Source organism: Rhodobacter capsulatus (assembly GCF_052363175.1).
Lineage (GTDB): Bacteria > Pseudomonadota > Alphaproteobacteria > Rhodobacterales > Rhodobacteraceae > Rhodobacter > Rhodobacter capsulatus_D.
This window is the reverse complement of record NZ_CP198946.1, coordinates 3498790-3522758: the sequence shown is the minus strand read 5'-3', so window position 1 is coordinate 3522758 and position 23969 is coordinate 3498790. Positions and strand designations below refer to the sequence as shown.

The 23969-nt window shown below is 65.4% G+C and carries 19 protein-coding genes and 1 pseudogene; 18 read left to right on the top strand and 2 right to left on the bottom strand.

Translation table 11 applies throughout. The annotated features are described in order from the left end of the window. Positions 1–25: 25 nt before the first annotated feature. From ACTTAI_RS18250 to pnp, 9 genes and pseudogenes are all read left to right on the top strand, one after another. Complete coding sequence (locus ACTTAI_RS18250; protein WP_444452910.1) at positions 26–445, top strand: hypothetical protein; 420 nt, start codon at positions 26–28, stop codon at positions 443–445. Continuing rightward, positions 445–2628 carry a 4Fe-4S binding protein gene (locus tag ACTTAI_RS18245; RefSeq protein ID WP_444452909.1) on the top strand — a complete coding sequence of 728 codons (2184 nt, stop codon included), beginning with the start codon at positions 445–447 and terminating at the stop codon, positions 2626–2628. The genes ACTTAI_RS18250 and ACTTAI_RS18245 overlap by 1 nt, the downstream gene beginning before the upstream one ends. A gap of 20 nt (positions 2629–2648) precedes the next feature. Next, positions 2649–4601 (top strand): TAT-dependent nitrous-oxide reductase, encoded by a 1953-nt coding sequence (nosZ, locus tag ACTTAI_RS18240; RefSeq protein WP_444452908.1) that lies wholly within the window; start codon positions 2649–2651, stop codon positions 4599–4601. Between the two features lie 3 nt (positions 4602–4604). Continuing rightward, the gene (locus tag ACTTAI_RS18235) at positions 4605–5924 is read left to right on the top strand and encodes a nitrous oxide reductase family maturation protein NosD (protein ID WP_444452907.1); all 1320 of its coding nucleotides are present in this window, start codon (positions 4605–4607) and stop codon (positions 5922–5924) included. Next, positions 5899–6786, top strand: coding sequence for an ABC transporter ATP-binding protein (locus ACTTAI_RS18230; RefSeq protein ID WP_444452906.1), 888 nt, complete (start codon positions 5899–5901; stop codon positions 6784–6786). Before ACTTAI_RS18235 ends, ACTTAI_RS18230 begins: the two co-directional genes overlap by 26 nt. Beyond that, the gene (locus tag ACTTAI_RS18225; RefSeq protein ID WP_444452905.1) at positions 6783–7604 is read left to right on the top strand and encodes an ABC transporter permease; all 822 of its coding nucleotides are present in this window, start codon (positions 6783–6785) and stop codon (positions 7602–7604) included. Before ACTTAI_RS18230 ends, ACTTAI_RS18225 begins: the two co-directional genes overlap by 4 nt. Next, positions 7601–8161, top strand: coding sequence for a nitrous oxide reductase accessory protein NosL (locus ACTTAI_RS18220; RefSeq protein WP_444452904.1), 561 nt, complete (start codon positions 7601–7603; stop codon positions 8159–8161). The genes ACTTAI_RS18225 and ACTTAI_RS18220 overlap by 4 nt, the downstream gene beginning before the upstream one ends. Continuing rightward, positions 8161–9069, top strand: coding sequence for an FAD:protein FMN transferase (locus ACTTAI_RS18215; RefSeq protein WP_444452903.1), 909 nt, complete (start codon positions 8161–8163; stop codon positions 9067–9069). The genes ACTTAI_RS18220 and ACTTAI_RS18215 overlap by 1 nt, the downstream gene beginning before the upstream one ends. Before the next feature lie 253 nt (positions 9070–9322). Continuing rightward, a pseudogene (gene pnp, locus ACTTAI_RS18210) lies at positions 9323–11477 on the top strand (polyribonucleotide nucleotidyltransferase). 76 nt (positions 11478–11553) lie between these two features. On the opposite strand, the gene ACTTAI_RS18205 reads toward pnp, so the two are convergent. Next, positions 11554–11772 carry a hypothetical protein gene (locus tag ACTTAI_RS18205; protein WP_444452902.1) on the bottom strand — a complete coding sequence of 73 codons (219 nt, stop codon included), beginning with the start codon at positions 11770–11772 and terminating at the stop codon, positions 11554–11556. Between the two features lie 228 nt (positions 11773–12000). On the opposite strand from ACTTAI_RS18205, the gene ACTTAI_RS18200 reads away from it, so the two are divergent. The 5 genes from ACTTAI_RS18200 (at position 12001) to ACTTAI_RS18180 (ending at position 16247) form a co-directional block, all read left to right on the top strand. Next, a complete protein-coding gene (locus tag ACTTAI_RS18200) occupies positions 12001–13437 on the top strand; it encodes an aldehyde dehydrogenase family protein (RefSeq protein ID WP_444452901.1) in 1437 nt (478 codons plus the stop codon). Between the two features lie 165 nt (positions 13438–13602). Then, a complete protein-coding gene (locus ACTTAI_RS18195; protein ID WP_444452900.1) occupies positions 13603–14391 on the top strand; it encodes an exodeoxyribonuclease III in 789 nt (262 codons plus the stop codon). Between the two features lie 70 nt (positions 14392–14461). Then, the gene (locus ACTTAI_RS18190) at positions 14462–15373 is read left to right on the top strand and encodes a tetratricopeptide repeat protein (protein WP_444452899.1); all 912 of its coding nucleotides are present in this window, start codon (positions 14462–14464) and stop codon (positions 15371–15373) included. Positions 15374–15399: 26 nt separating this feature from the next. Next, positions 15400–16038 carry an LON peptidase substrate-binding domain-containing protein gene (locus ACTTAI_RS18185; RefSeq protein WP_444455806.1) on the top strand — a complete coding sequence of 213 codons (639 nt, stop codon included), beginning with the start codon at positions 15400–15402 and terminating at the stop codon, positions 16036–16038. Continuing rightward, positions 16035–16247 (top strand): Trm112 family protein, encoded by a 213-nt coding sequence (locus ACTTAI_RS18180; protein WP_110806819.1) that lies wholly within the window; start codon positions 16035–16037, stop codon positions 16245–16247. The genes ACTTAI_RS18185 and ACTTAI_RS18180 overlap by 4 nt, the downstream gene beginning before the upstream one ends. Here ACTTAI_RS18180 and ACTTAI_RS18175 read toward each other — a convergent pair. Next, complete coding sequence (locus ACTTAI_RS18175) at positions 16244–17470, bottom strand: UbiH/UbiF/VisC/COQ6 family ubiquinone biosynthesis hydroxylase (protein WP_444452898.1); 1227 nt, start codon at positions 17468–17470, stop codon at positions 16244–16246. The genes ACTTAI_RS18180 and ACTTAI_RS18175 overlap by 4 nt on opposite strands. Positions 17471–17548: 78 nt before the next feature. Here ACTTAI_RS18175 and ACTTAI_RS18170 point away from each other — a divergent pair, with 78 nt between their 5' ends. The 4 genes from ACTTAI_RS18170 (at position 17549) to ACTTAI_RS18155 (ending at position 23969) form a co-directional block, all read left to right on the top strand. Beyond that, positions 17549–18865: an amidase gene (locus ACTTAI_RS18170; protein WP_444452897.1), complete on the top strand. Its 1317-nt coding sequence runs from the start codon at positions 17549–17551 to the stop codon at positions 18863–18865. 119 nt (positions 18866–18984) lie between these two features. Next, positions 18985–20163, top strand: a complete 1179-nt coding sequence (locus ACTTAI_RS18165; protein ID WP_444455804.1) for an aminotransferase class I/II-fold pyridoxal phosphate-dependent enzyme — start codon at positions 18985–18987, stop codon at positions 20161–20163. Positions 20164–20175: 12 nt separating this feature from the next. After that, positions 20176–23286 carry a DNA translocase FtsK gene (locus ACTTAI_RS18160; RefSeq protein ID WP_444452896.1) on the top strand — a complete coding sequence of 1037 codons (3111 nt, stop codon included), beginning with the start codon at positions 20176–20178 and terminating at the stop codon, positions 23284–23286. 83 nt (positions 23287–23369) lie between these two features. Continuing rightward, complete coding sequence (locus ACTTAI_RS18155; protein WP_444452895.1) at positions 23370–23969, top strand: LolA family protein; 600 nt, start codon at positions 23370–23372, stop codon at positions 23967–23969.

Here is a 23969-nt window from a genome sequence, read left to right as displayed (position 1 = left end):
CAGGATCCCTTCTTAGGGAGAGATCATGACCTTCACCGCGCCCCTCACGCGGCGTCTGACGCCGCTGGCCGCCCTGGCCCTCCGCCTGAGCCTTTGTCTGGCTCTGGTGATGGCGGGCGTCTGGAGCACGGCGGCCTGCGCTGCGCAGGCGGGGCTGAGCCCGATGGAGATCTGCTCGAGCGCAGGCGGCACCGAAGTGGTCTGGCTCGATGCGCAGGGACATGCCGCCCCGGCCCCCACCCCGGCTGATTGCGATGCCTGCCCCGATTGCCTTGCCGCCGCTGCGGGCGCGATCGTTCCGCGCCCTGCCCAAGCGATCCACGCGGCCGACACCCGTTTCGAACCCCTCTGGATCACGGCCCCGGCCGAGATCCCGGCGCGGCCCGATCCTGCTCCCGCTGCCCGCGGCCCCCCGTGCGCGGCCCCTGTCCGGATGATCTCTTGATGCGAAGACCGACCTTTTTCCTCTCCGTGTTCTGCGGGCTTGTATTCGGGCTGATGGCGGCGCTGTCGGGGCCCGCTCTGGCCGGGGGCACCGTGCTCGAGAAATACCTGCCGCAGATCGCGGCTGCCGATCTTGTCCCGGGCGCCGATGGATTCGGCCCCCTGCGCGAGGATCTGGCGGTTGCCCCGGTGCTGCAGGGCCAGACCCAGCTGGGCTGGGTCTATGTGACCTCCGATTTCGTCGGCACCACCGGCTATTCGGGCAAGCCGATCCATGTGATGGTGGCGCTGGACCCCGCGGGCAAGGTGATCGGCGCCCGTCTTGTCAAACATTCCGAGCCGATCGTTCTGGTCGGTATCCCCGAGGCCAAGGTCAAGGCGCTCGTCGGCTCCTATGTGGGGGTCGATCTGCCGAAGGCCGCCACCGACAAGGCCTCGGCCCATGATCTGCAGATCATTTCGGGCGCCACCGTCACGGTGATGGTGATCGACGATTCGATCCTGCGCTCGGGGATCAAGGTCGCCCGTGCCCTTGGTCTTGGCGGCATGAAGGCCGAAGTCGCGACCGGTCCGAAAGCCGAGATCGACCCCGCCGCCACCGCGCCCGAGGGCTGGCTGGCGATGCTGGGCGACGGCACGGTGCGGCGGCTGTCGCTCGATGTCGGGCAGGTGAACGAGGCTTTCGCCGCGCTGGCCGATCCGCGCGCCGCCGCCCGGGCGCTGAGCGACGCGCCGCAAACGCCGTTCATCGACCTCAACATGGCGCTGGTCTCGGTGCCCGGCATCGGCAAGGCGGTTCTGGGCCCGGCCGAGGCCGCGAACCTGCAGGCCTGGCTCAAGCCCGGCGAATCCGCCATCGCGATCGCGGCGAACGGGCTCTATTCCTTCAAGGGCTCGGGCTATGTGCGCGGCGGCATCTTCGACCGCATCGTGCTGGTGCAAGATGACGTGACGGTGCGGTTCCATGATCATGACCACCGCCGTCTGGTCTCGCTCGATGCGAAGGGGGCCCCCGATTTCGGCGAGACCGACCTGTTCAAGATCCCCGCCGATCTCGGCTTCGATCCGGCAAAACCGTTCCGGCTGCAGCTGCTCGTGCAGCGTCCGGTGGCGGCGACACAGAAGCTCTTCACCACCTTCGATCTCGCCTATCAGCTGCCGTCCCGCTACCTGAAACCCATTGTCGTGGCCGTGGCCGCCGACACTGCGCCGGTGGACGAGACCGACGCGCAGGCGAACCTCTGGCGCTCGATCTGGGCGGGCAAGAAGCTTGAAATTGCCGTCACCGCGACGATGTTGACGGTGCTGACACTGGTCTTTTTCTTCCAGAGCGCGATGACGCGCAATGCCCGGGCCTTCTTCTGGTTCCGCATGACCTTCCTGAGCGTGACGCTGGTCTTCCTTGGCTTTTACGCCAATGCGCAGCTGTCGGTGGTCAACCTGATGGCGCTGTTCGGCGCACTGACCACCTCTTTCAGCTGGCAGGCCTTCCTGCTCGATCCGCTGACCTTCATCTTGTGGTTTGCCGTCGCCGCCGCGCTGCTGTTCTGGGGCCGGGGGGCCTATTGCGGCTGGCTTTGCCCCTTTGGCGCGTTGCAGGAAATCACCAACCGCATCGCCCGCGCCCTGCACATTCCGCAATGGACCCTGCCCTGGGGCCTCAACGAACGGCTCTGGCCGATCAAATACATGATCTTCCTTGGGCTGTTCGGGGTCTCTCTGGGCTCGATCGAACAGGCCGAGCATCTGGCGGAAATCGAGCCCTTCAAGACCGCGATCATCCTCAAATTCATGCGCGCCTGGCCCTTTGTCGCTTATGCCGCCGCGCTTCTGATGGCGGGGCTTTTCGTCGAGCGGTTCTATTGCCGCTACCTCTGCCCGCTGGGGGCAGCGCTCGCTATCCCGGCGCGGCTGCGGATGTTCGATTGGCTCAAGCGCTACCACGATTGCGGCAATCCCTGTCAGGTCTGCGCGCATGACTGCCCGGTGCAGGCGATCCACCCGACGGGGGAGATCAACCCGAACGAATGCGTCACCTGCCTGCATTGCCAGGTGCTCTACCAAAGCCATTCGCGCTGCCCCGTTGTGATCCGTCAGGACAAACGCCGCGCCGCACTGGCCCCGACATCGGCGTCGGCCACGCCTCCGCGTGATCTTCGCAACCATCCCCATACCTCTCACTGAACTGACAAAGGAGTTCGACCATGACCGAGGAAACCAGAGTCGGCATCAGCCGCAGGATGCTTCTGGGTGCGACCGCGGGCAGCGCGGCGCTGGCGGGCACGCTTGGCGGGCGTCTGGCACTTGGCACCGGCATGGCCGGGGCGACGCTGGCCGCGGCCGGCGCGGCGCAGGCCGAAGGCGCGACGGGCAGCTTCGAGGTGGCCCCGGGCCAGTTGGACGAATACTATGGCTTCTGGTCCTCGGGCCAGACCGGCGAGATGCGTATTCTTGGCGTGCCCTCGATGCGTGAACTGATGCGGGTGCCGGTGTTCAACCGCTGCTCGGCCACCGGCTGGGGTCTGACGAACGAGTCGATCCGTGTCCATCAGCGCACGATGAGCGCGGAAACGAAGAAGCTGCTGGCCGCCAACGGCAAGAAGATCCACGACAACGGCGATTTGCACCACGTCCACATGTCCTTCACCGAGGGCAAGTATGACGGCCGTTACCTCTACATGAACGACAAGGCGAACACCCGCGTCGCTCGTGTGCGCGGCGACGTGATGAAATGCGACGCCATCCTCGAAGTGCCGAACGCGCATGCGATCCACGGTCTGCGCCCGCAGAAATGGCCGCGCACCAACTATGTCTTCTGCAACGGCGAAGATGAAACGCCGCTGGTGAACGACGGTTCGACCATGGACGACGTGAAGACCTATGTGAACATCTTCACCGCGGTCGATGCCGACAAGTGGGATGTGGCCTGGCAGGTGATCGTTTCGGGCAACCTCGACAACACCGATGCCGATTACGAAGGCAAATGGGCGTTCTCGACCAGCTACAACAGCGAAATGGGCATGAACACGGCCGAGATGACGGCTTCGGACATGGACCATGTCGTGGTCTTCAACATCGCCGAGATCGAAAAGGGCATCGCGGCGGGCGATTATCAGGAACTGAACGGCGTCAAGGTGATCGACGGCCGCAAGGGCTCGAACAAGAACTACACCCGCTACATCCCGGTCGCGAACAACCCGCATGGCTGCAACATGGCCCCCGACAAGGTGCACCTGTGCATTGGCGGCAAGCTCTCGCCCACCGTCACGGTGATCGACGTCACGAAGCTGGACACGCTGTTTGCCTCGGATGTCGATCCGCGTTCGGTCGTCGTGGCGGAACCGGAACTGGGGCTTGGCCCGTTGCACAACGCCTTTGACGGCAAGGGCAACGTCTATACCTCGCTCTTCCTCGACAGCCAGGTGGTGAAATGGAACATCGAGCTGGCGAAGAAGCTTTACGCGGGCGAAAAGGTCGATCCGATCCTTGACAAATGCGACGTGCAATATCAGCCGGGTCACCTCAAGACCTCGATGGGCGAAACGCTTGAGGCCGATGGCAAGTGGCTGGTCTGCCTGTGCAAATTCTCGAAAGACCGGTTCCTGAACGTCGGGCCGTTGAAGCCGGAAAACGACCAGCTGATCGACATTTCGGGCGACAAGATGAAGGTCATTCACGACGGCCCGAACTTCGCCGAACCGCATGATGCGATTGCCGTGCATGCCTCGAAGATGACGAACATCAAGTCGATCTGGGACCGCAACGACCCGTTCTGGGCCGAGACCCGCAAACAGGCCGAGGCCGATGGCGTCGATCTGGACGACGAACAGGCCTTTGTCATCCGCGACAAGGCCGATCCGACCAAGGTCCGCGTCTACATGTCGGCTCAGGCGCCGAACTATGCGATGGAAAGCTTCGAGGTGTACGAGGGCGACGAGGTGACGATGGTCATCACCAACCTCGATGACATCGACGACCTGACGCATGGCTTCACCATGGGCGGGCATGGCGTCGCGATGGAGATCGGGCCGCAGGCGACGTCGTCCGTCACCTTCGTAGCCGCCAATCCGGGCGTCTACTGGTATTACTGCCAGTGGTTCTGCCACGCGCTGCACATGGAAATGCGCGGCCGGATGTTCGTGCGTCCGAAGGCATAAGCGATGCGGCTGCCTTGTCTCTCTCTCGCCCTGATCCTCTTCGCCTGTCCCATGCAGGCGGAAACGATCACGGTTTTTCCGGGCGAGGCAGCCCTGCGCAGCGCGATTGCCGCGGCAAGTCCGGGCGACGTGCTGAACCTGGCGGCGGGGTCTTATGGCCCCGCCGCCATCGACAAGCCGCTGACGCTCGACGGGCAGGGTGTGGCGGTGATCGACGGCGGCCGAAGCGGCACGGTGCTGACCGTGATCGCCGATGACGTCACCCTGCGCGGGCTGACCGTGCAGAACTCGGGCACCCGCAACGAAGAGATCGACGCCGGGATCAAGGTGGTCAAGGGCGTCCATCGCGCGCTGATCGAAAACAACATCCTGCGCGACAACATGCACGGCATCGACTTTCACGGCGCCATCGACAGCACCGCGCGCGGGAATGACATCACCGGGCGGCAAGACGCCCACATGATCGCCCGCGGCAACGGCTTTTACGTCTGGAACGCGCCCGGCGTGTTGATCGAGGATAACACCGTGCGCTACGGCCGCGATGGCATCTTCTCCAACGCCTCAAAGAAGGACACCTATCGGCGCAATACATTTCGCGATTTGCGCTTTGCGATCCACTACATGTATACGAACGACAGCACGGTCGAGGACAATATCTCGATCGGCAATCACCTTGGCTTTGCGATGATGTATTCGCGCCGGGTGCAGGTGACGGGCAACATCTCGCTTCATGATCGCGACCACGGGGTGATGCTGAACTCGACCAACGATGCCGACGTGATCGGCAATCTGGTCATCGGCGCTGCGAAATGCACCTTCCTTTACGACGCGAACAAGAACCTGATTGCCGGGAACCGCTTTCAGGGCTGCGACATTGGCATTCACTACACTGCCGGATCGGCGCGAAATGCAGTGACCGGCAACGCCTTTGTCGGCAACCGCAATCAGGTGAAATATGTCGGCACGCGGGATCTCGAATGGAGCCTCGACGGGCGCGGCAATTACTGGTCCGACCTGGCCGCTTTTGATCTGAATGGCGACGGCTTTGCCGATCAGGCGTTTCGGCCCAATGACCTGATGGACCATATCCTGTGGTCGCAACCGGCCGCCGGGCTGTTGACCGGTTCGCCCGCCGTGCAGCTGATCCGCTGGAGCCAGCAAAGTTTCCCCGCCACCCTTCCCGGTGGCATCGTCGACAGCCATCCGCTGATGGCGCCCCTTGAAATTCCCCTCGCCCCCGACCTGGCCGCCGCTGCGGCCGAAGTGGGGGATCGCTGGATGAAAGACACCGAAGAAGATGCTGAAACTGACCTCTCTCACTAAGCACTATCAGGAGGTTGCGGCGCTCAGTGCTGTCAGCTTCGAGGTCGCCGCCGGGGAACGGGTGGCGCTTCTGGGCCATAACGGCGCGGGCAAATCCACGCTGATGAAGATCGTGCTGGGGCTGATCCCTTATGACGCCGGGCAGGTCTCGGTGCTGGGCGCGGCGCCCGGTTCGGCGCAGGCGCGCGCGGGCGTGGCCTATCTGCCCGAAAACGTCGCCTTTCACCCCGCGCTGACCGGCGAGGAGCAGATCCGGCTTTTCCTGTCGCTGCGCGGCGAGGATCCGGCGAAGGCCCGCGGTCTGCTTGACCGGGTCGGGCTGCATGGCGCGGCGCGGCGGCGGATCGGCACCTATTCCAAGGGGATGCGGCAGCGGGTCGGGCTGGCACAGGCGCTGGTCGGGCATCCGAAGCTTCTGATCCTTGATGAGCCGACCTCGGGTCTTGATCCGGTGTCGCGGCGGGATTTCTACGCGCTGCTCGATGAACTCGCGGCCGAGGGGGCGGCGATCCTGCTCTCGTCGCATGCGCTGACCGAGGTGGAGGCGCGGACCGACCGGATCGTGATCCTGTCGGGCGGGCATCTGGTCGCCACGGGCACGCTCTCGACGCTGCGGTCCGAGGCCGATCTGCCGGTGACGATGCAGATCACCCCCGCTTTCGGGCGGGCCGCGACCGTGGCCGATGCCCTGCCCGAGGCGGTGTTGCAGGGGGCACAGTTTCACCTGTCCGTCGCGCAGGGCCAGAAGCTGGCCTTTCTGGCGCGCGTCGCCGCGCTGGGCGAGGCAGTCACCGATCTGGAGCTGATCCCGCCCTCACTTGAAGACATCTACAGCCATTTCAGCCGGAGGGACGGCCAATGACGGCGATCCTTGCCCTTGCCCGGGCCGAATTCCGCATCGCCGCCCGTAACCGCTGGCTGGCCATTGCCGCCGTGCTGATGGTCGTCTTCGCGCTGATCCTGACCGCGGCGGGCTCCGGCCCGACCGGCAGTCTGGGGGTCGACCGGCTTTCGGTGACAGTGGCGAGCCTCACCAGCCTTTCGGTCTATCTGGTGCCGCTGATCGCGCTTTTGCTGTCGTTTGACGCGGTCGCGGGCGAGGCCGAGCGTGGCACGCTCTCACTGATCCTCACCTATCCGATCGGGCGCGGCCAGATCCTTGCGGGCAAGGCCGTCGCGCATCTGGCCATCCTGACGTTGGCGCTGGTGGCGGGCTATGGCGCGGCGGGGGTGGCGGCCTTCCTGCTCGATCCGACCTCGGTGCAGGGTCTTGGCGCGCTTGTGCGGCTGATCTGGACCTCGGTTGCGCTTGGCGCCACCTTTCTTGGCCTTGGCTATGCGATCTCGGCCCGCGCCAAACGCCCCTCGGGCGCGGCGGGGCTGGCGATCGGGCTCTGGCTGCTCGCCGTCGTGCTTTATGACCTCGCGCTGCTCGCGGCGGTCGTGGCCGACAATGGCGGCTTTTTCACCAAACAGGTCTTCCCGCTGACCCTGCTGGCCAACCCGGCTGATGCGTTCCGGCTTTACAACCTTGCCGCCTCGCAGGCGACGGCGGTCGCCGCCGGGGTTGCCGCCGCCGCGCAATCGGTGCCGGTCTGGCAATCGGCGGCCTCCGTCCTGATCTGGCCCCTCGTCTCCGGGGGACTTGCCCTTCTCTCCTTCCGAAAGGTCGTGCCATGAAACGCTTTCTTCTTGTCCTTTGCCTTCTGGCCGCCTGTCGTGAAGAGGCCGCGATCCCGCAGCCCGTCTCTCTGACCGAGGAAGCCGTGGGTTATTTCTGCCAGATGAACATCCTCGATCACGGCGGCCCGAAGGCGCAGGTGCATCTGCAGGAACATCCCGGCAAGCCGCTGTTCTTCAGTCAGGTCCGCGATGTCGTCGCCTATCTGCGCATGCCCGAGAAGGATGGCGCGGTGCTGGCCACCTATGTCACCGACATGGGCGCGGGCGACTGGGCGCAGCCCGGCACGCTGCCCTGGATCTCCGCCCAAAGCGCGATCTATGTCGTCGGCTCGTCGCGGCTCGGCGGGATGGAGCAGCCCGAGTTTGTCCCCTTCAGTCAGGACAAGGACGCGCAGGCCTTCATCGCGCAATTCGGCGGTCAGGCGATGAAATTGGACGACATCCCGGCAAGCGCACTGGGCACTTCCGCGCCTGAGGCCATGGCGGCGGATGACACAGACTACAGCGACCGGTTGAAGGCGCATGACCACGGCAAGATGATGGGAGGCATGTGATGACCAATTTCAACCGTCGCCGGTTCCTGAGCATTTCCGCGGGCATCGCCGCGCTGGCCGCAACGCCGCTGCGGGCTGCGACCCATGTCTGGCAGGGCATCGCCCTTGGCGCGCGGGCGCGGATCGTCATCGACCACCCGCAGGCCGAGGCGATCACCCGCGCCGCCGCCGCCGAGATTGCCCGGCTCGAAGGCATCTTTTCGCTGAACCGCTCCGACAGCGCCCTTGCCCGGCTGAATGCCGCGGGCAGCCTGTCGGAGCCGCCCTTCGAACTGCTCGAATGTCTGGCGCAGGCCGACAGCGTTCATGCGGCGACCGGGGGGCTTTTCGATCCGACGGTGCAGCCGCTCTGGGCGCTGTATGCGACCCGGTTCAGCGCGGGCGGGGCCCCCACCGAAGCCGAGATCGCGACGGCGCTGCAAAAGGTTGACTGGACGAAGGTCGCCTACGACAGCCGCCGTGTCACGCTGGCGCCGGGGCAGGCGCTGACGCTGAACGGCATCGCGCAGGGCTTCATCGCCGACAAGGTGGCGGTGCTGCTGCGCGAGCGCGGGCTTGATCGCATCCTGATCGACACCGGCGAGTTCCATGCGCTCGGCCCGCAGCCTGACGGCAAGCCCTGGCCGGTTCAGCTGGCCTCGGGCGGTGAGGTCGACCTTGCGGATCGGGCGCTGGCCAGTTCCTCGGCGCTTGGCACCACCTTCGATGCGGCGGGGCGGGTCGGTCACATCCTGGATCCGCGCACCGGCCACCCGGCCCCTGCGCGCTGGCAGCTGGTGACGATCACCGCGCCCGAGGCGGGCCTTGCCGATGCGCTGTCGACCGCGGCCTGTCTGATGCCGAATGACAGTGCCATTCTGGCGGCCCTTGGCCGTCTGCCCGGCACCAGGCTTGAACATCTCGCCTGATCCGGTGGTGCATACATCTCCGTGCCATTCCGGCGATCATCGCCGGAATGTGCGGTTTGTGCAGGTTCGGGCTTTGCAGAGCGGACAATACACCCTTCCCAAAAGCCCGATTTTCCTGTAAGGGCGCACAATCTGCGACGTGAGCCCACTCCCCCCGGGCGCATGCACAGGATTGGGGGGCGGCGGCAATGGGGCCGCCATATGCCGGGAGACATGGGAAGGTCCCATGCGTGCTCCCAGACAGGAAACGCTGATGTTCAACGTTACGAAAAAATCGATCCAGTGGGGCGGTGAAACGCTGACGCTGGAAACGGGCAAGGTTGCCCGTCAGGCTGACGGCTCGGTCATCGCCACTCTGGGCGAAACCTCGGTCATGGCCAACGTCACTTTCGCCAAAGAGGCGAAGCCGGGGCAGGACTTCTTCCCGCTGACCGTGCACTATCAGGAAAAAATACTACGCCGCCGGCAAGATCCCCGGCGGGTTCTTCAAGCGTGAGGCGCGTCCTTCGGAAAAGGAAACGCTGGTCTCGCGTCTGATCGACCGTCCCTGCCGTCCGCTCTTCGTCCCGGGCTTCAAGAACGAAGTTCTGGTGATGGCGACCGTGCTGTCGTGCGACCTCGTCAATGATCCCGACATCGTCGCGATGATCGCCGCCTCGGCCGCGCTGACGATCTCTGGCGTGCCCTTCATGGGCCCGATCGGCGCCGCGCGCGTGGGCTTTGCCCATGGCGCCTATGTGCTGAACCCGGCCATGGACGACATGACCAAGCTGCGCGACAACCCCGAGCAGCGCCTCGACCTCGTCATCGCCGGCACCAAAGACGCCGTGATGATGGTGGAATCGGAAGCTTACGAGCTGACCGAAGACGAGATGCTCGGCGCGGTCAAATTCGGCCACGAGCAGATGCAGCCGGTGATCGACCTGATCATCTCGCTGGCCGAAGATGCCGCGAAAGAGCCCTTCCATTTCGACGCGCCCGATTACTCGGCGCTGCTCGGCCGGGTGAAAGCCGCGGGCGAAGCCGAAATGCGTGCGGCCTTCGCGATCAAGGACAAGCAGGAGCGTTCGAACGCGATCTCGGCCACGGTCGATCTGATCAAGTCGAAACTCAGCGAAGAAGATCTGGCCGACATCAACCTCGGCTCGGCGATCAAGGCGCTGGAATCGGGCATCCTGCGCGGTGACATCATCAACGGTGGCGCCCGCATCGACGGCCGTGACAACCGCACCGTCCGCCCGATCGTGGCGGAAGTCGGTATTCTGCCGCGCACCCACGGCTCGGCGCTGTTCACCCGCGGCGAAACCCAGGGTCTGGTCGTGACCACCCTCGGCACCGGCGATGACGAACAGATCATCGACGCGCTGAACGGCAACTTCCGCTCGAACTTCCTGCTGCACTACAACTTCCCGCCCTATTCGGTCGGCGAAGTGGGTCGCGTGGGTTCGCCCGGCCGTCGCGAGATCGGCCACGGCAAGCTGGCCTGGCGCGCGCTGCAGGCGGTGCTTCCGGCGCCGACCGACTTCCCCTACACGATCCGCGTCGTGTCGGAGATCACCGAGTCGAACGGCTCGTCGTCGATGGCTTCGGTCTGCGGCGGCTCGCTCTCGATGATGGATGCCGGTGTGCCGCTGAAAGCCCCGGTGGCTGGCGTTGCCATGGGTCTGATCCTGGAAGAAGACGGCCGCTGGGCGGTTTTGACCGACATTCTCGGCGATGAAGACCACCTCGGCGACATGGACTTCAAGGTGGCGGGGACCGAAAACGGCATCACCTCGCTGCAGATGGACATCAAGGTTGCGGGCATCACCCCGGAAATCATGCAGCAGGCTCTCGCGCAGGCGAAAGACGGCCGCATGCACATCCTTGGCGAAATGTCGAAGGCCCTCTCGGCCGGTCGTCAGGAATTCTCGGCGCATGCGCCGCGGATCGAGACGATGCAGATCCCGACCGACAAGATCCGCGAAGTGATCGGCTCGGGCGGCAAGGTGATCCGCGAGATCGTCGAGGTCTCGGGCGCCAAGGTCGACATCAACGACGACGGCGTGATCAAGATCGCTTCGGCCAATGCCGACAGCATCAAGAAGGCCTACGACATGATCTATTCGATCGTGGCGGAGCCGGAAGAAGGCAAGGTTTACCGCGGCAAAGTGGTGAAACTGGTCGACTTCGGCGCCTTCGTGAACTTCTTCGGCAAGCGCGATGGTCTGGTCCATGTCTCGCAAATCGCGGGCAAGCGTCTGAACCATCCGAACGAGGCGCTGAAGGAAGGTCAGGAAGTCTGGGTCAAGCTGCTCGGCTTCGACGATCGCGGCAAGGTGCGCCTTGGCATGAAGATGGTCGATCAGGAAACCGGTGCGGAACTGCCGCCGGAAACCAAGGCCAAGGAGGAACAGCCCGAGGGCTGATCGCTTCCGTCAGAAATGGCAAAGCCCCCGCTCGCGCGGGGGCTTTTGCTTTTTCGGCTTGCGGCCGAGGGGCGGTTCAGCGCCCGTAGACAGTGTGGCGGGCGAGATCGCGGGCATTGTGGCGCGACAGGCCAAGGTCGAACCAGTCGGCATCCGTCATGCGGTCGAATTCTTCCAGCAGGGCAACATAGGCGCGGCGTTGCGCATGGGCTTGACGGAGTTGGGCGACGGCGCGGGCGATCGCATCGAACAGCGGGACGGAGCGGGGCAGGGCTTGGGCAGAAGCGAGGGGCATCTTTTCGTCTTTCGGTCTCCGGCAGGACCATCCCGCCGTTACCGATAACTTGCGCCTTATGCTGCATTCGCACAATCCGGGGATTGGGCAATGCCGCGATGCCGAAACTGCATGACTGGTAAGTTTTGGTTACCGGATGGGCGCAAAATAATTTGATCAAATTTTTTGGCGGGCGGCTTGTCTCACGCGCGATCCCCTGTCAGGCTGGGGCCAACAAGGGAGTGTGCCATGATCGAGAAACGCCAGTTCTACATCGACGGGAAATGGGTCGGGCCGGAGGCGCCGCGCGATCACTTCGTCATCGACCCTTCGACCGAGGAGCCCTGCGCGATCATCTCGCTCGGCGATCAGGCGGATACCGATGCCGCGGTGACGGCCGCCCTGCGCGCCGGTCCGGGCTGGGCCGCGACGCCGCCCGCCGAGCGTCTGGCCGCGGTCGAGCGCATTCTGGCGATCTATCAGGCCCGGGCCGAGGAGATGGCCGCGGCGATGAGCCTCGAGATGGGCGCGCCCATCGACTTTGCCCGCGAAAGTCAGGTGGGGGCGGGCATCTGGCACATCTCGAACTTCATCCGTGCCGCGCAGGAGTTCGAATGGTTGCATCCGCTGGGCGATGGCACGCCGGGGGCGATGATCGCCTATGAACCCGTGGGGGTCGTGGGCCTGATCACGCCGTGGAACTGGCCGATGAATCAGGTGACCTTGAAGGTCGTCCCGGCACTGCTCGCGGGTTGCACGATGGTTCTGAAACCCTCGGAAGAGGCGCCGCTGTCCTCGCTGCTGTTTGCGGAATTCGTGCATCAGGCGGGGGTGCCCGCGGGCGTCTTCAACCTGGTGAACGGCGACGGGCTGGGGGTGGGCACGCAACTCTCGACCCACCCGGATGTCGAGATGATCTCCTTCACCGGCTCGACGCGCGCGGGCAAGGCGATCAGCCAAGCCGCGGCGGCGACGCTGAAACGGGTCTGTCTCGAACTCGGTGGCAAGGGCGCAAACCTTGTCTTTGCCGATGCCGACGACAAGGCGGTGGCGCGCGGCGTCCGGCATTGCATGAACAACTCGGGCCAAAGCTGCAACGCGCCGACGCGAATGCTGGTCGAACGCCCGCTCTACGATCGCGCGGTGGAAATCGCGGCCGAGGTCGCCGCCTCGATAAAGGTCGGCTCGGCGCATGAACCGGGCCGCCACATCGGGCCAGTGGTGAACGCGAGCCAGTTCGAAAAGATCCAGTCGCTGATCGAGACCGGGATCAAGGAAGGCGCGCGCCTTGTGGCCGGGGGCCTTGGTCGGCCCGAGGGGTTGAACAAGGGCTTCTTCATCCGCCCGACAGTCTTTGCTGATGTCACCCCCGAAATGACGGTGATGCGCGAGGAAATCTTCGGCCCGGTCCTCTCGATCATGCCCTTCGACACCGAAGCCGAGGCGGTCGAGATCGCCAATGCCACCCCTTACGGTCTGACCAACTACGTGCAGTCGCAAGACGGCGCGCGGCGCAACCGGCTGGCGCGGCTCCTGCGCTCGGGCATGGTCGAGATGAACGGGCAAAGCCGCGGCGCTGGGGCGCCCTTCGGGGGCGTGCGCGCCTCGGGCCGCGCGCGCGAGGGCGGCCGCTGGGGGATCGAGGAATTCTGCGAGGTGAAGTCGATCTCCGGCTGGGCGGAGTAATCCGCAACCGAGGCAGCAAGGGGCGTATTTAAGCCAAGAAAAAGCAGCCGTCTTTTTCTTGGTCCAAATACGCCTCTTTCCACGCTCTGCGAAACGCGCTGCGCCCGAAGGCTTGCCCTTTCCGCCGCGCCGGGCGATGCTCATGCACCCCAAAGGAGCCTGCCCATGAGTTTCACCCTTGCCACCTGGAACATCAACTCGGTCCGCTTGCGCGAGGCGCTGGTGTGCAAGCTGATGACCGAGGAGGCGCCGGACGTTCTGTGCCTGCAGGAATGCAAGAGCCCGGTCGAAAAGATCCCCTTCGAGGCCTTTACCGCGCTGGGCTATCGCTATCACGTTGCCCGCGGGCAAAAGGGCTATAACGGCGTCGCGATCCTGTCGAAACTGCCGATGGTCGAGGCGGGGGCGGGCGATTACGCGAACCTTGGCCATGCGCGCCACATCGCCGGGCGGCTCGAAAACGGCGTCACCATCCACAATTTCTACGTTCCCGCGGGCGGCGACATTCCGGACCGCGCCGAGAACGAGAAATTCGGCCAGAAGCTCGATTTCCTCACCCATATGCGCGACGATTTCCATGCCCAACGGCCGGATCGGGCGATCTTGGTGGGCGATCTGAACATCGCGCCGCGGGAGGATGACGTCTGGAACCACAAGGCGCTCTTGAAGATCGTCTCGCACACGCCGATCGAGGTCGACCATCTGGCCGCGGCGCAGGAGGCGGGCGGCTGGGTCGATGTGACCCGCGCCAATATCCCCGAGGGGCAGCTCTATTCCTGGTGGTCCTATCGCTCGCCCGATTGGGATGCGGCGGACAAGGGCCGCCGTCTCGATCACATCTGGGCGACGCCCGACATTGCGGGCGCTGCGCACGGCAGCCGCGTCCTGCGCGCGGCGCGGGGCTGGGAACAACCCTCGGATCACGCCCCGGTCTTTGCGACATTCGATCTTTGACCGCACGCGCCCCTTGGCGCGGCCCGGGCGGCAGCGCATATAGGGGCAAAGATCCAAAAAGAGGACCTCCATGTTCGGAACCGACACGAAACCCGCGCAAACGTTCGTCAAGGATGTCACCGAAGCAACCTTCATGGCCGAGGTGGTCGATGCCTCGATGGCCGTGCCGGTCATCGTCGATTTCTGGGCGCCCTGGTGCGGCCCCTGCAAGACGCTCGGGCCGCAGCTTGAGGCCGCCGTCAACGCGCTCAAGGGCCGCGTGGTGATGGCGAAGATCAACGTCGATGAGAACCAGCGTCTCGCGCAGGTGCTGGCGCAGCAGGGCCTGCCGCTGCAATCGATCCCGACCGTCGTCGCCTTCTTCCAGGGCCGTCCGGTCGACATGTTCCAAGGCGCCATTCCCGCCTCGCAGGTCAAGGCCTTCGTCGAGAAGCTGGCGGGTCTTGCGGGCGATGGCGGTCTGGGCGAGGCGCTGGCCGCCGCCGAGGAAATGCTGGCCGAAGGCGCCGCCGTCGATGCGGCGGAAACCTTCGCTGCGATCCTGGGCGAAGAGCCCGAGAATGCCGAAGCCTACGGTGGTCTGGTGCGGGCGCATCTGGCGGCGGGCAATCTTGATCAGGCCGAGCTGATCTTGGCGGGGGCGCCAGCCAAGATCGCGACGGCCGCGCCAGTCGAGGCCGCCCGGGCGCAGCTGGCCTTGGCGAAACAGGCGGCGAAGGCCGGGCCGCTTGACGAGCTGAAGGCGAAACTCGCCGCCGATCCGAATGACCATCAGGCCCGCTTCGATCACGCCACCGCGCTGCATGCCGCCGGTCAGGTCGAAGAGGCGGTGGACGAGCTTCTGGAACTCTTCCGCCGCGACCGCGAGTGGAACGAGGGTGCGGCGAAAACCCAGCTTTTCACCATCTTCGACAGCCTCAAGCCCGCCGACCCGATCGCGGTCAAAGGGCGGCGCCGTTTGTCGTCGATGATATTTGCCTGATCAAGGGGGCGGGCTATCTGATGCGGATGATCAAACCCAGTGACCTGCCCGCCCAGATCCCGCTTTTTCCGCTTCCGGGGGCGCTTTTGCTGCCCCGGGGGCGGCTGCCGCTGCATATTTTCGAGCCGCGTTACCTGCAGATGATCGAAGATTGCATGGCGACCCCGCAACGGCTGATCGGCATGATCCAGCCCTGCAAGGGCCGCGATGGCACGCCGAAACTGTCAACCATCGGCTGTGCCGGCCGTCTGACCGGTTTTTCCGAAACCGAGGATGGCCGCTACATGATCACGCTTTCGGGCGTGTCGCGCTTCCGTCTGCAGCGCGAGATTGGCGGAGACACCCCCTATATCCGCGCCGAAATCGGCTGGACGGATTTTCCCCGCGACATCGGCAATCCCGAGCATGACCCCGACTTCGACCGCGAAGGGTTGCTGGAACTCCTTGGCCGCTATCTGCACACGCAGGGGCTGGACACCGATTGGGAGGCGCTGAAGGATGCCGAGGATGAATTCCTGATCAACGCGCTGTCGATGCTGCTACCCTTCGAGCCCGAGGACAAGCAGGCGCTGCTGGAAGCGCCCAGCCTGCCGACGCGGCGCGAAACCCTTGTGACGCTGATGGAATTCGTGCTGCACGGTGGCATCGAGGAGCGGCCGCAATGACCGAGGGCCTGCCGCAGCTTGTCCCCGAGACCGAGCGCGGCGGGTTTGACCGCCGCATGCTCGAAGCGCTGGTCTGCCCTCTGACGCAGGCGCCGCTGTGCTTTGATGCCGAGCGGCAGGAACTGGTCTCGAAAGCCGCGGGGCTGGCGTTTCCGATCCGCCGCGGCATTCCGATCATGCTGGTCGATGAGGCGCGGCGGCTCGACTAGATCTGCCGCCCTTGCAACAGTTTCGGCTGCGGTCCGGCAATGCCTGCCGCCTGCCGCATGAAGCCGCGGCGCAGCGGACCGATCGCCTGCACGATCCCCATGCCCAGATCCCGCCCCGCCCGCAAAAGCGGATTGTCGTTGGAAAAGAGCTTGTTGACCGTGTCCATGCCAAGCGCGAGCGTGGTCGCGTCGAAGCGGCGCCACATCTGATAGCGTTCCAGCGTGTGGATCGAGCCGATGTCTTCGCCGCGCCGCATCGCCTCGATCAGCACCTCGGCCAGAGCCGCGACATCGCGCAGGCCCAGGTTCAGCCCCTGTCCGGCAATCGGGTGCACCCCATGCGCCGCATCGCCCACCAGCGCCACCCGCGGCGCGGCATAGGCCTTGGCCAGCGTCAGGTTCAGCGGATAGCTGAAGCGCGGCCCGACAAGGCTGATCTTGCCCAGAAAATCGCCAAAGCGCGGCTTCACCAGCTCCATGAAATCGTCGTCACTGAGCTTCGCGACGACGGCGGCGTTCGCCTCGGTCTCGCTCCAGACGATCGATGAGCGGTTGCCGGTCAGCGGCAGGATCGCCAGCGGCCCGTGCGGCATGAAGAGCTGATAGGCGATGCCCTCATGCGGTTTTTCATGTGCGATCGCGGCGACAAGGGCGGTCTGGCCGTAGCCCCAGCCCTCGCGCCCGATCCCGGCGCGTTCGGCAACGCCCGAGCGGCGCCCGTCCGCCCCGATCAGTACCCGGGCCGTAAGGCTTTCGCCATTCGAGAGCGTCACGCGGATCGCACCGGGCAGACCCTCCTGCGCGACGACCGAGGTTTCGGAGATCAGCGTGATGCGCGGGTTCGCCTCCATTGCGGCGAGGAAGGCGCGATAGAGGAAGCGGTCTTCGAGCATGTAGCCGACCGGCTTCTGATCCAGCTCGCGGCTGTCGAAATGCAGAAAGAACGGCGCGGCGCCTTCGCCGGGGCGGCCGTCGAAGGCCTTCACGTCATTGATCGGTTGCGCCTGTGCGGCGACCACGGGCCAGACGTCCAGCGCCGCGAGCAGCTTTTGCGAGGCGAGCGCCAGCGCATAGGCGCGGCCGTCGAAAGCATCCTCGGCCCGGCGCTGCGCGGGGGCGGCGTCGATCACGGTGACGGAAAGGCCCGCGCCCGCAAGGGCAAGGGCAAGCGCGGGGCCATTCAGACCACCGCCGGCGATGAGAACGTCGTGAACCTGTGTCATGCGCCCAATATGGCGCGGGCTGCGGGATTGTCCATTGCCCGCGCGATGGTTAGCCTGTGCAAAACGAAGGGGGTTGCGATGCTGGAACGGTTCTGGTCGGCCGCCACGCAGGGGCAGGCGATGGCGGAAGGCAGGCTTGATCCTGTCGACATGGTGGAGGCCTATCTGGATGCGGCCGAAGGGCGCAGCGATGTCTATGCCCGGCTGACCCCCGAACGCGCCCGGGCCGAGGCGATGGCGGCACGGACCCGGCTGCGGGGCGGTCTGGCGCGTGGGCCGCTCGAAGGCGTTGCGCTCAGTTGGAAAGACCTCTTCGACACGGCGGGGATCGCGACCGAGGCGGGATCGCAGCTGCTAGCGGGCCGGGTGCCCGCGGCGGATGCCGAGGTGCTGCAGACCGCGACGCTGATGGGCACGCTCTGTCTGGGCAAGACCCACATGACGGAACTGGCGTTTTCGGGGCTGGGCATCAACCCGATGACCGCGACGCCGCCGAATGCGGTGACGGCGGGTCTGGCGCCGGGGGGATCGAGTTCCGGCGCGGCGGTGTCGGTGAAGCTTGGCTTGGCGGCGGCGGCGGTGGGCTCGGACACTGGCGGCTCGGTGCGGATCCCGGCGGCGTGGAATGATCTTGTGGGGTTGAAGACGACCGCGGGCCGGGTGTCCACGCAAGGCGTCGTGCCGCTTTGCAAGCGCTTCGACACGGTCGGGCCGCTGGCCCGCACGGTCGAGGATTGCGCGCTGGTTCTGGCCGCGATTGAGGGCCGGGCAGCCCCTGATCTGCGCGATGCGACGTTGGCGGGCGCGCGGCTTCTGGTGCTGGACGGTCTGCCCTTCGCCTCGGCCCGCGAGGCCCCGGTGCGCGGGTTCGAAGCGGCCGTGAAACGCCTTGAAAAGGCCGGTGCGCGGATCGAACGTCGTGCGCTGCCGATGGTCGGGCCTGCGATGGACCTTTCGGGGATCCTTTTTGCGCCAGAGGCTTACGGGCTCTGGGCCGAGGTGATCGAAGCCGCGCCCGAGAAGATGTATCCGGTGATCTTGCAGCGCTTCCGCGGCGGGGCCGATATTGGCGCGGCCGACTATGTGAAGGCCTGGGACGATCTGGCGCGCTACCGTGCCGAATGGCAGGCGGCGGTGGCCGGATATGACGCCGTTCTGGTGCCCACCGCGCCGATCCTGCCGCCCGACGCGGCCCGTCTGCTCACCGATCCGACCTATTTCGCCGCCGAAAACCTGCTCGCGTTGCGCAACACCCGCATCGGCAACATTTTCGGGCTTTGCGTGCTGACCCTGCCCACGGGCGAGCCGATGTGCGGAATTTCGTTGATGGGCAAGCCGATGGGCGAAGAGGCCCTGTGCCGATTGGGGCTTGCGGCCGAAGCCGCGCTCGGCTGAAAAGCCACATTCTGTCGCAGGCCGGGGTCAAGGCCATGCGCTTTTTCTGGACGCGCCCCACAAGCTTGAGTAGATTCCGGCAACAACGGGGCGAAACGACCCCGAGCATGAGGCAAATGATGGAGTTTCCCGAGCGGTTTGCGAACCTGCCCGAATATGCGTTTCCGCGGTTGCGGACGCTGCTCGACCACCACAAGGCGGGGGGCGAGCCCATTTCCATGACCATCGGCGAGCCGCGCCATCCGATGCCCGATTTCGTCGGCGCTGTTCTGGCGGCGAGCCTGACCGAATTCGGCCAATATCCGGCCAATGACGGCACGCCCGCGCTTCTGGCGGCCATCTCCGGCTGGATCGGGCGGCGCTACAAGGTCGAGGTGGCGCAGAACCGGCTGATGGTGCTCAATGGCACGCGCGAGGGGCTGTTCAACGCGGCGATTGCGCTCTGCCCGGAGACCAAGCGCGGCAAGCGCCCTGTGGTGCTTGTGCCGAACCCCTTCTATCAGGTCTATGCCGTCGCCGCAGCGACCGTGGGGGCCGAGGTGGTCTTCGTTCCGGCGAGCGAGGAAACCGGCTTCCTGCCCGATTACGAAAGCCTGCCCGCCGAGATCCTGGATCGCACGACGATCGCCTATCTGTGCTCGCCCGCCAATCCGCAGGGCTCGGTCGCGTCGCGCGACTATCTGGCCCGGCTGCTGGCGCTGGCGGAGAAGCATGATTTCCGGCTGTTCTCGGACGAGTGCTATTCCGAGCTTTGGCGCACGGCCCCGCCGCCCGGCGCGATCGAGGTGGCCGCCGAGACCGGCACTGACCCCGAGCGTGTAGTGATCTTCCATTCGCTGTCGAAACGCTCGAACCTGCCCGGTCTGCGCTCGGGCTTCTGCGCCGGTGGCCCCGAGGCGATGAAGCGCATCCGACAGCTGCGCGCCTATGCCGGCGCGCCCTTGCCGCAGCCGATTCAACGCGTCTCGGAACGCGCTTGGGCCGACGAGACGCATGTGATCGAAAACCGCGCGCTTTACGCGGAGAAATACGCCGATGCCGCGGAAATCTTCAGCGGTGTCAACAGCTTCCGTTTGCCAGAGGGCGGCTTCTTCCTGTGGCTGCCGGTCGAGAACGGCGAGGAAGCAGCGCTGAAGCTTTGGACCGAAACCGGGGTGCGCGTCCTGCCGGGGGCCTATCTGGCCCGCGATGTGGATGGCGAAAACCCCGGCAAGGGCTATATCCGGGTGGCTCTGGTCGCCCCAAGAGAAGAAACGCAGCGCGGGCTGATCAAGCTGCGCGACTGCCTGTTCACGTAAGGAGGGTTCAGCATGGCATCCTTTCAGGCTCGGCAACGCGAACCGCTGCTCGATCAGGACACGCAAGCCGTTCTGGAACGCCGGGGGCGTGAGCTTCTGGGGGTGGTCTTTCTTGTGCTCGCCGTGATGGCGACGCTGATGCTGGCCTCCTATTCGCCCGAGGACCCGAGCTGGATGGCGGTTTCCGACGCGCCGGTGCAGAACTGGCTGGGCCGGATCGGGGCAGGCATTGCCTCGCCGCTGATCGTGATCGTCGGGCGCGGTGCCTGGCTTTTGCCGGTGTCGCTGGCGATCTGGGGCCTGCGCCATGTCCTGCATCGTGGCGAAGACCGCGTGACGGGGCGGATGGTCTTCCTGCCGATCGCGATTGCGGTGGCGGCGGTCTATGCGGCACTTTTGGTGCCGGGCGCCGAATGGGGGCGGGCCTATGGTCTGGGCGGCAATTTCGGCGACATGATCGCGGGCTCGTTGCTGGGGCTCTCGCCGGTCGAGGGCTCGATCGGGCTGAAACTGATGACCGTGGTGATGGCGCTGCTGACGTTGCTGATCACGCTTTTCGTCACCGGCTTCGACCGGATCGAATTGCGCGCGGCTGGGCGGTTCATGCTGCTTGGAACGATTGCGAGCTATGCCGCGGCGATGACCGCGCTTGGCAAGGGCGCCTCGGCCTCGGTGCGGATGGCGCGGGATGCGGCAGAGGCGGCGCGTGAACGCCGGGCCTCGGCCGCGGCTTTCGCGCAGCAGCAGGCGGCCTGGCAGGGGCAGCAGGACTGGCAGGCGATGCAGGAGCGCCAGGCGCCGCAGCGCGCCGATATCGTGCGGGCGGCCGTGGCTTCGCGCGTGCGCCGTGTTGCCGAGCCCGAGCCGGACTATTCCGACTATGACACCTATGCCCCCGAGGCGGAACTGGTCGAACCGATGGCGTCTTGGCAGATGCCCGAGGCGGAAGCTCCCTCCGAAGACCGGATCAAGGCCCGCATTCTGCAGGCGGTTAAGACCCGCGCGACCGTGCCGACCCCGGCGCCGATGCCTGCCGCCGCGCCGATGATGGCGCCGATGGCCGCGCCACAGATGCGCGCAGAACCCGGCCTTTACGCGCCGCGGCCCGAGGCGCCTGTCGAACCGGCCCCGGCCTCGGTTCTGGCGGCGGTCTCGGCCCGGCTGGCCCGCGGCCCGAAGACCCCGCCCGCGCCGCTCAAACGGGTGGAGCCGCCGCTGCAGGCGCGTCCGCGCTACATGCCCGGCACCGCTGCGGCAGCCCCGCCGGTCACCGCGCCGCTGATGGCCGCGCCGCCGGTGATGGCGCCGCCGATGCAGGCGCCGCAGGAACCGGACTGGTCGCAGCCGATGATGTCGATGCCTCACGTCGAAGAAGTCGCGGTTGAAGACACCTGGGAAGAAGAGGCGTTCGAGCGCAATGTCTTTTCCGATCTGGGCGAGGATCAGCCGCAGCCCGCGCCGATGCCGAAGATCTCGGCGCAGCGCGCGATTGTTGCCCCGCCCGCGCCCGAGCGTCGGGTGGTGGCTCCGGCGCGCAAGCCTGCCGCGCCCTCGAAACAGGCGATCGCCGAGGAACAGCCGACCCTGCGCTTCGATGCGCCGGAAAAGCCCGTTTACGAAGTGCCGCCGCTGAGCCTGCTGACCAACCCGAGCACGATCCAGCGCCATCAGCTTTCGGATGATGCGCTGGAAGAAAACGCCCGCATGCTGGAAAGCGTGCTCGATGATTACGGCGTGAAGGGCGAGATCGTCTCGGTCCGTCCGGGTCCGGTTGTCACCATGTATGAACTTGAACCGGCGCCGGGGCTGAAGGCGAGCCGGGTGATCGGTCTGGCCGATGATATCGCGCGGTCGATGTCGGCGCTGTCTGCCCGCGTCTCGACCGTGCCGGGCCGCTCGGTGATCGGAATCGAACTGCCGAATGCACACCGCGAAAAGGTGGTGCTGCGCGAAATCCTCTCGGCGCGCGATTTTGGCGACAGCAACATGCGGCTGCCGCTGGCGCTTGGCAAGGATATCGCGGGCGAGGCCGTGGTGGCGAACCTGGCCAAGATGCCCCACCTGCTGATCGCGGGGACGACGGGCTCGGGGAAATCGGTGGCGATCAACACGATGATCCTGTCGCTGCTTTACAAGCTCTCGCCCGAGGAATGCCGGTTGATCATGATCGACCCGAAGATGCTGGAACTCAGCGTCTATGACGGCATTCCGCATCTGCTTTCGCCCGTCGTCACGGATCCGAAAAAGGCCGTCGTGGCGCTGAAATGGGTCGTCGGCGAGATGGAAGAACGTTACCGCCGCATGTCGAAGATGGGCGTGCGCAACATCGAGGGCTATAACGGCCGTGTCCGCGAGGCGATGGAGCGCGGCGAGATGTTCAAGCGCACCGTGCAGACGGGCTTTGACGAGGATACCGGCGAACCCGTCTTTGAAACCGAGGAATTCCAGCCCCGGCCCTTCCCCTATATCGTCGTCATCGTCGACGAGATGGCCGACCTGATGATGGTGGCGGGCAAGGAAATCGAAGCCTGCATCCAGCGTCTGGCACAGATGGCGCGGGCCTCGGGCATCCACCTGATCATGGCGACGCAGCGTCCCTCGGTCGATGTCATCACCGGCACGATCAAGGCGAACTTCCCGACCCGGATTTCGTTCCAGGTGACCTCGAAGATCGACAGCCGCACCATTCTGGGCGAGCAGGGCGCCGAACAGCTTCTGGGCATGGGCGACATGCTTTACATGGGCGCAGGCTCGCGCATCACCCGCATCCACGGGCCCTTCGTGTCGGATGAGGAAGTCGAGGAAATCGTCACCCACCTGAAGAGCTTCGGGCCGCCGGAATACATGTCGGGCGTGGTCGAGGGGCCGGATGAGGAAGCGGCGTCCGACATCGACGCGGTGCTGGGCCTTGGCGGTGGAGCCAACGATGCGGAAGACGCGCTTTACGACACGGCGGTGGCGATCGTGATCAAGGACCGCAAATGCTCGACCTCCTATATCCAGCGCAAGCTGGGCATCGGCTACAACAAGGCGGCGCGGCTTGTGGAACAGATGGAAGAGCAGGGCGTGGTGACGGCCGCGAACCATGTGGGCAAGCGTGAAATCCTTGTGCCCGAACACTGAGGGCGCAGGAAAGTGATGCCGGCCCCGCGCGATGTGACCCGCGCGGGGCTTTTTCTTTGTCCGATCTGCGGTAAGTTTGTCCCATGACCCTGATGCGTTACGCCCTTGCGCCCGTCCTGATGTTTGCCCTTGCCGCTCCGGCCTGGGCGGAAAAGATCCCGCTGGCCGATATCTCGGCCTATCTGAACGGCCTGACGACCGCCGAGGCGCAGTTCACCCAGGTGAATTCCGACGGCTCGAAAGCGACGGGCAAGCTTTACCTCAAGCGGCCCGGCCGGATGCGGTTCGAATATGCGAACGATGATACGCTGGTCTTGGCCTCGGGCGGGCAGGTGGCGATCTTCGATCCGAAATCGAACCAGATCGCCGAGCAATATCCGCTCAAGCGCACGCCGCTGAACCTGATCCTGGCCGACAAGATCGACCTTGGTCAGGCGAAAATGGTGGTGGGCCATGAAGAAGACGGTTCGAATACCGCGGTCGTGGTGCAGGATCCGGAGCATCCGGAATATGGCGCGATCCGGCTTTTGTTCTCGGCCAATCCGCTGCGGCTCCGGCAATGGGTGATCACAGATGATGCCGGGCAGAAGACGGCGGTCATCCTTGATCAGTTCAAACCTGGCGTTGATCCGGGGCCGCTGATGTTCTCGATCACGGCAGAGACGGACGCCCGGAAGAAGTGA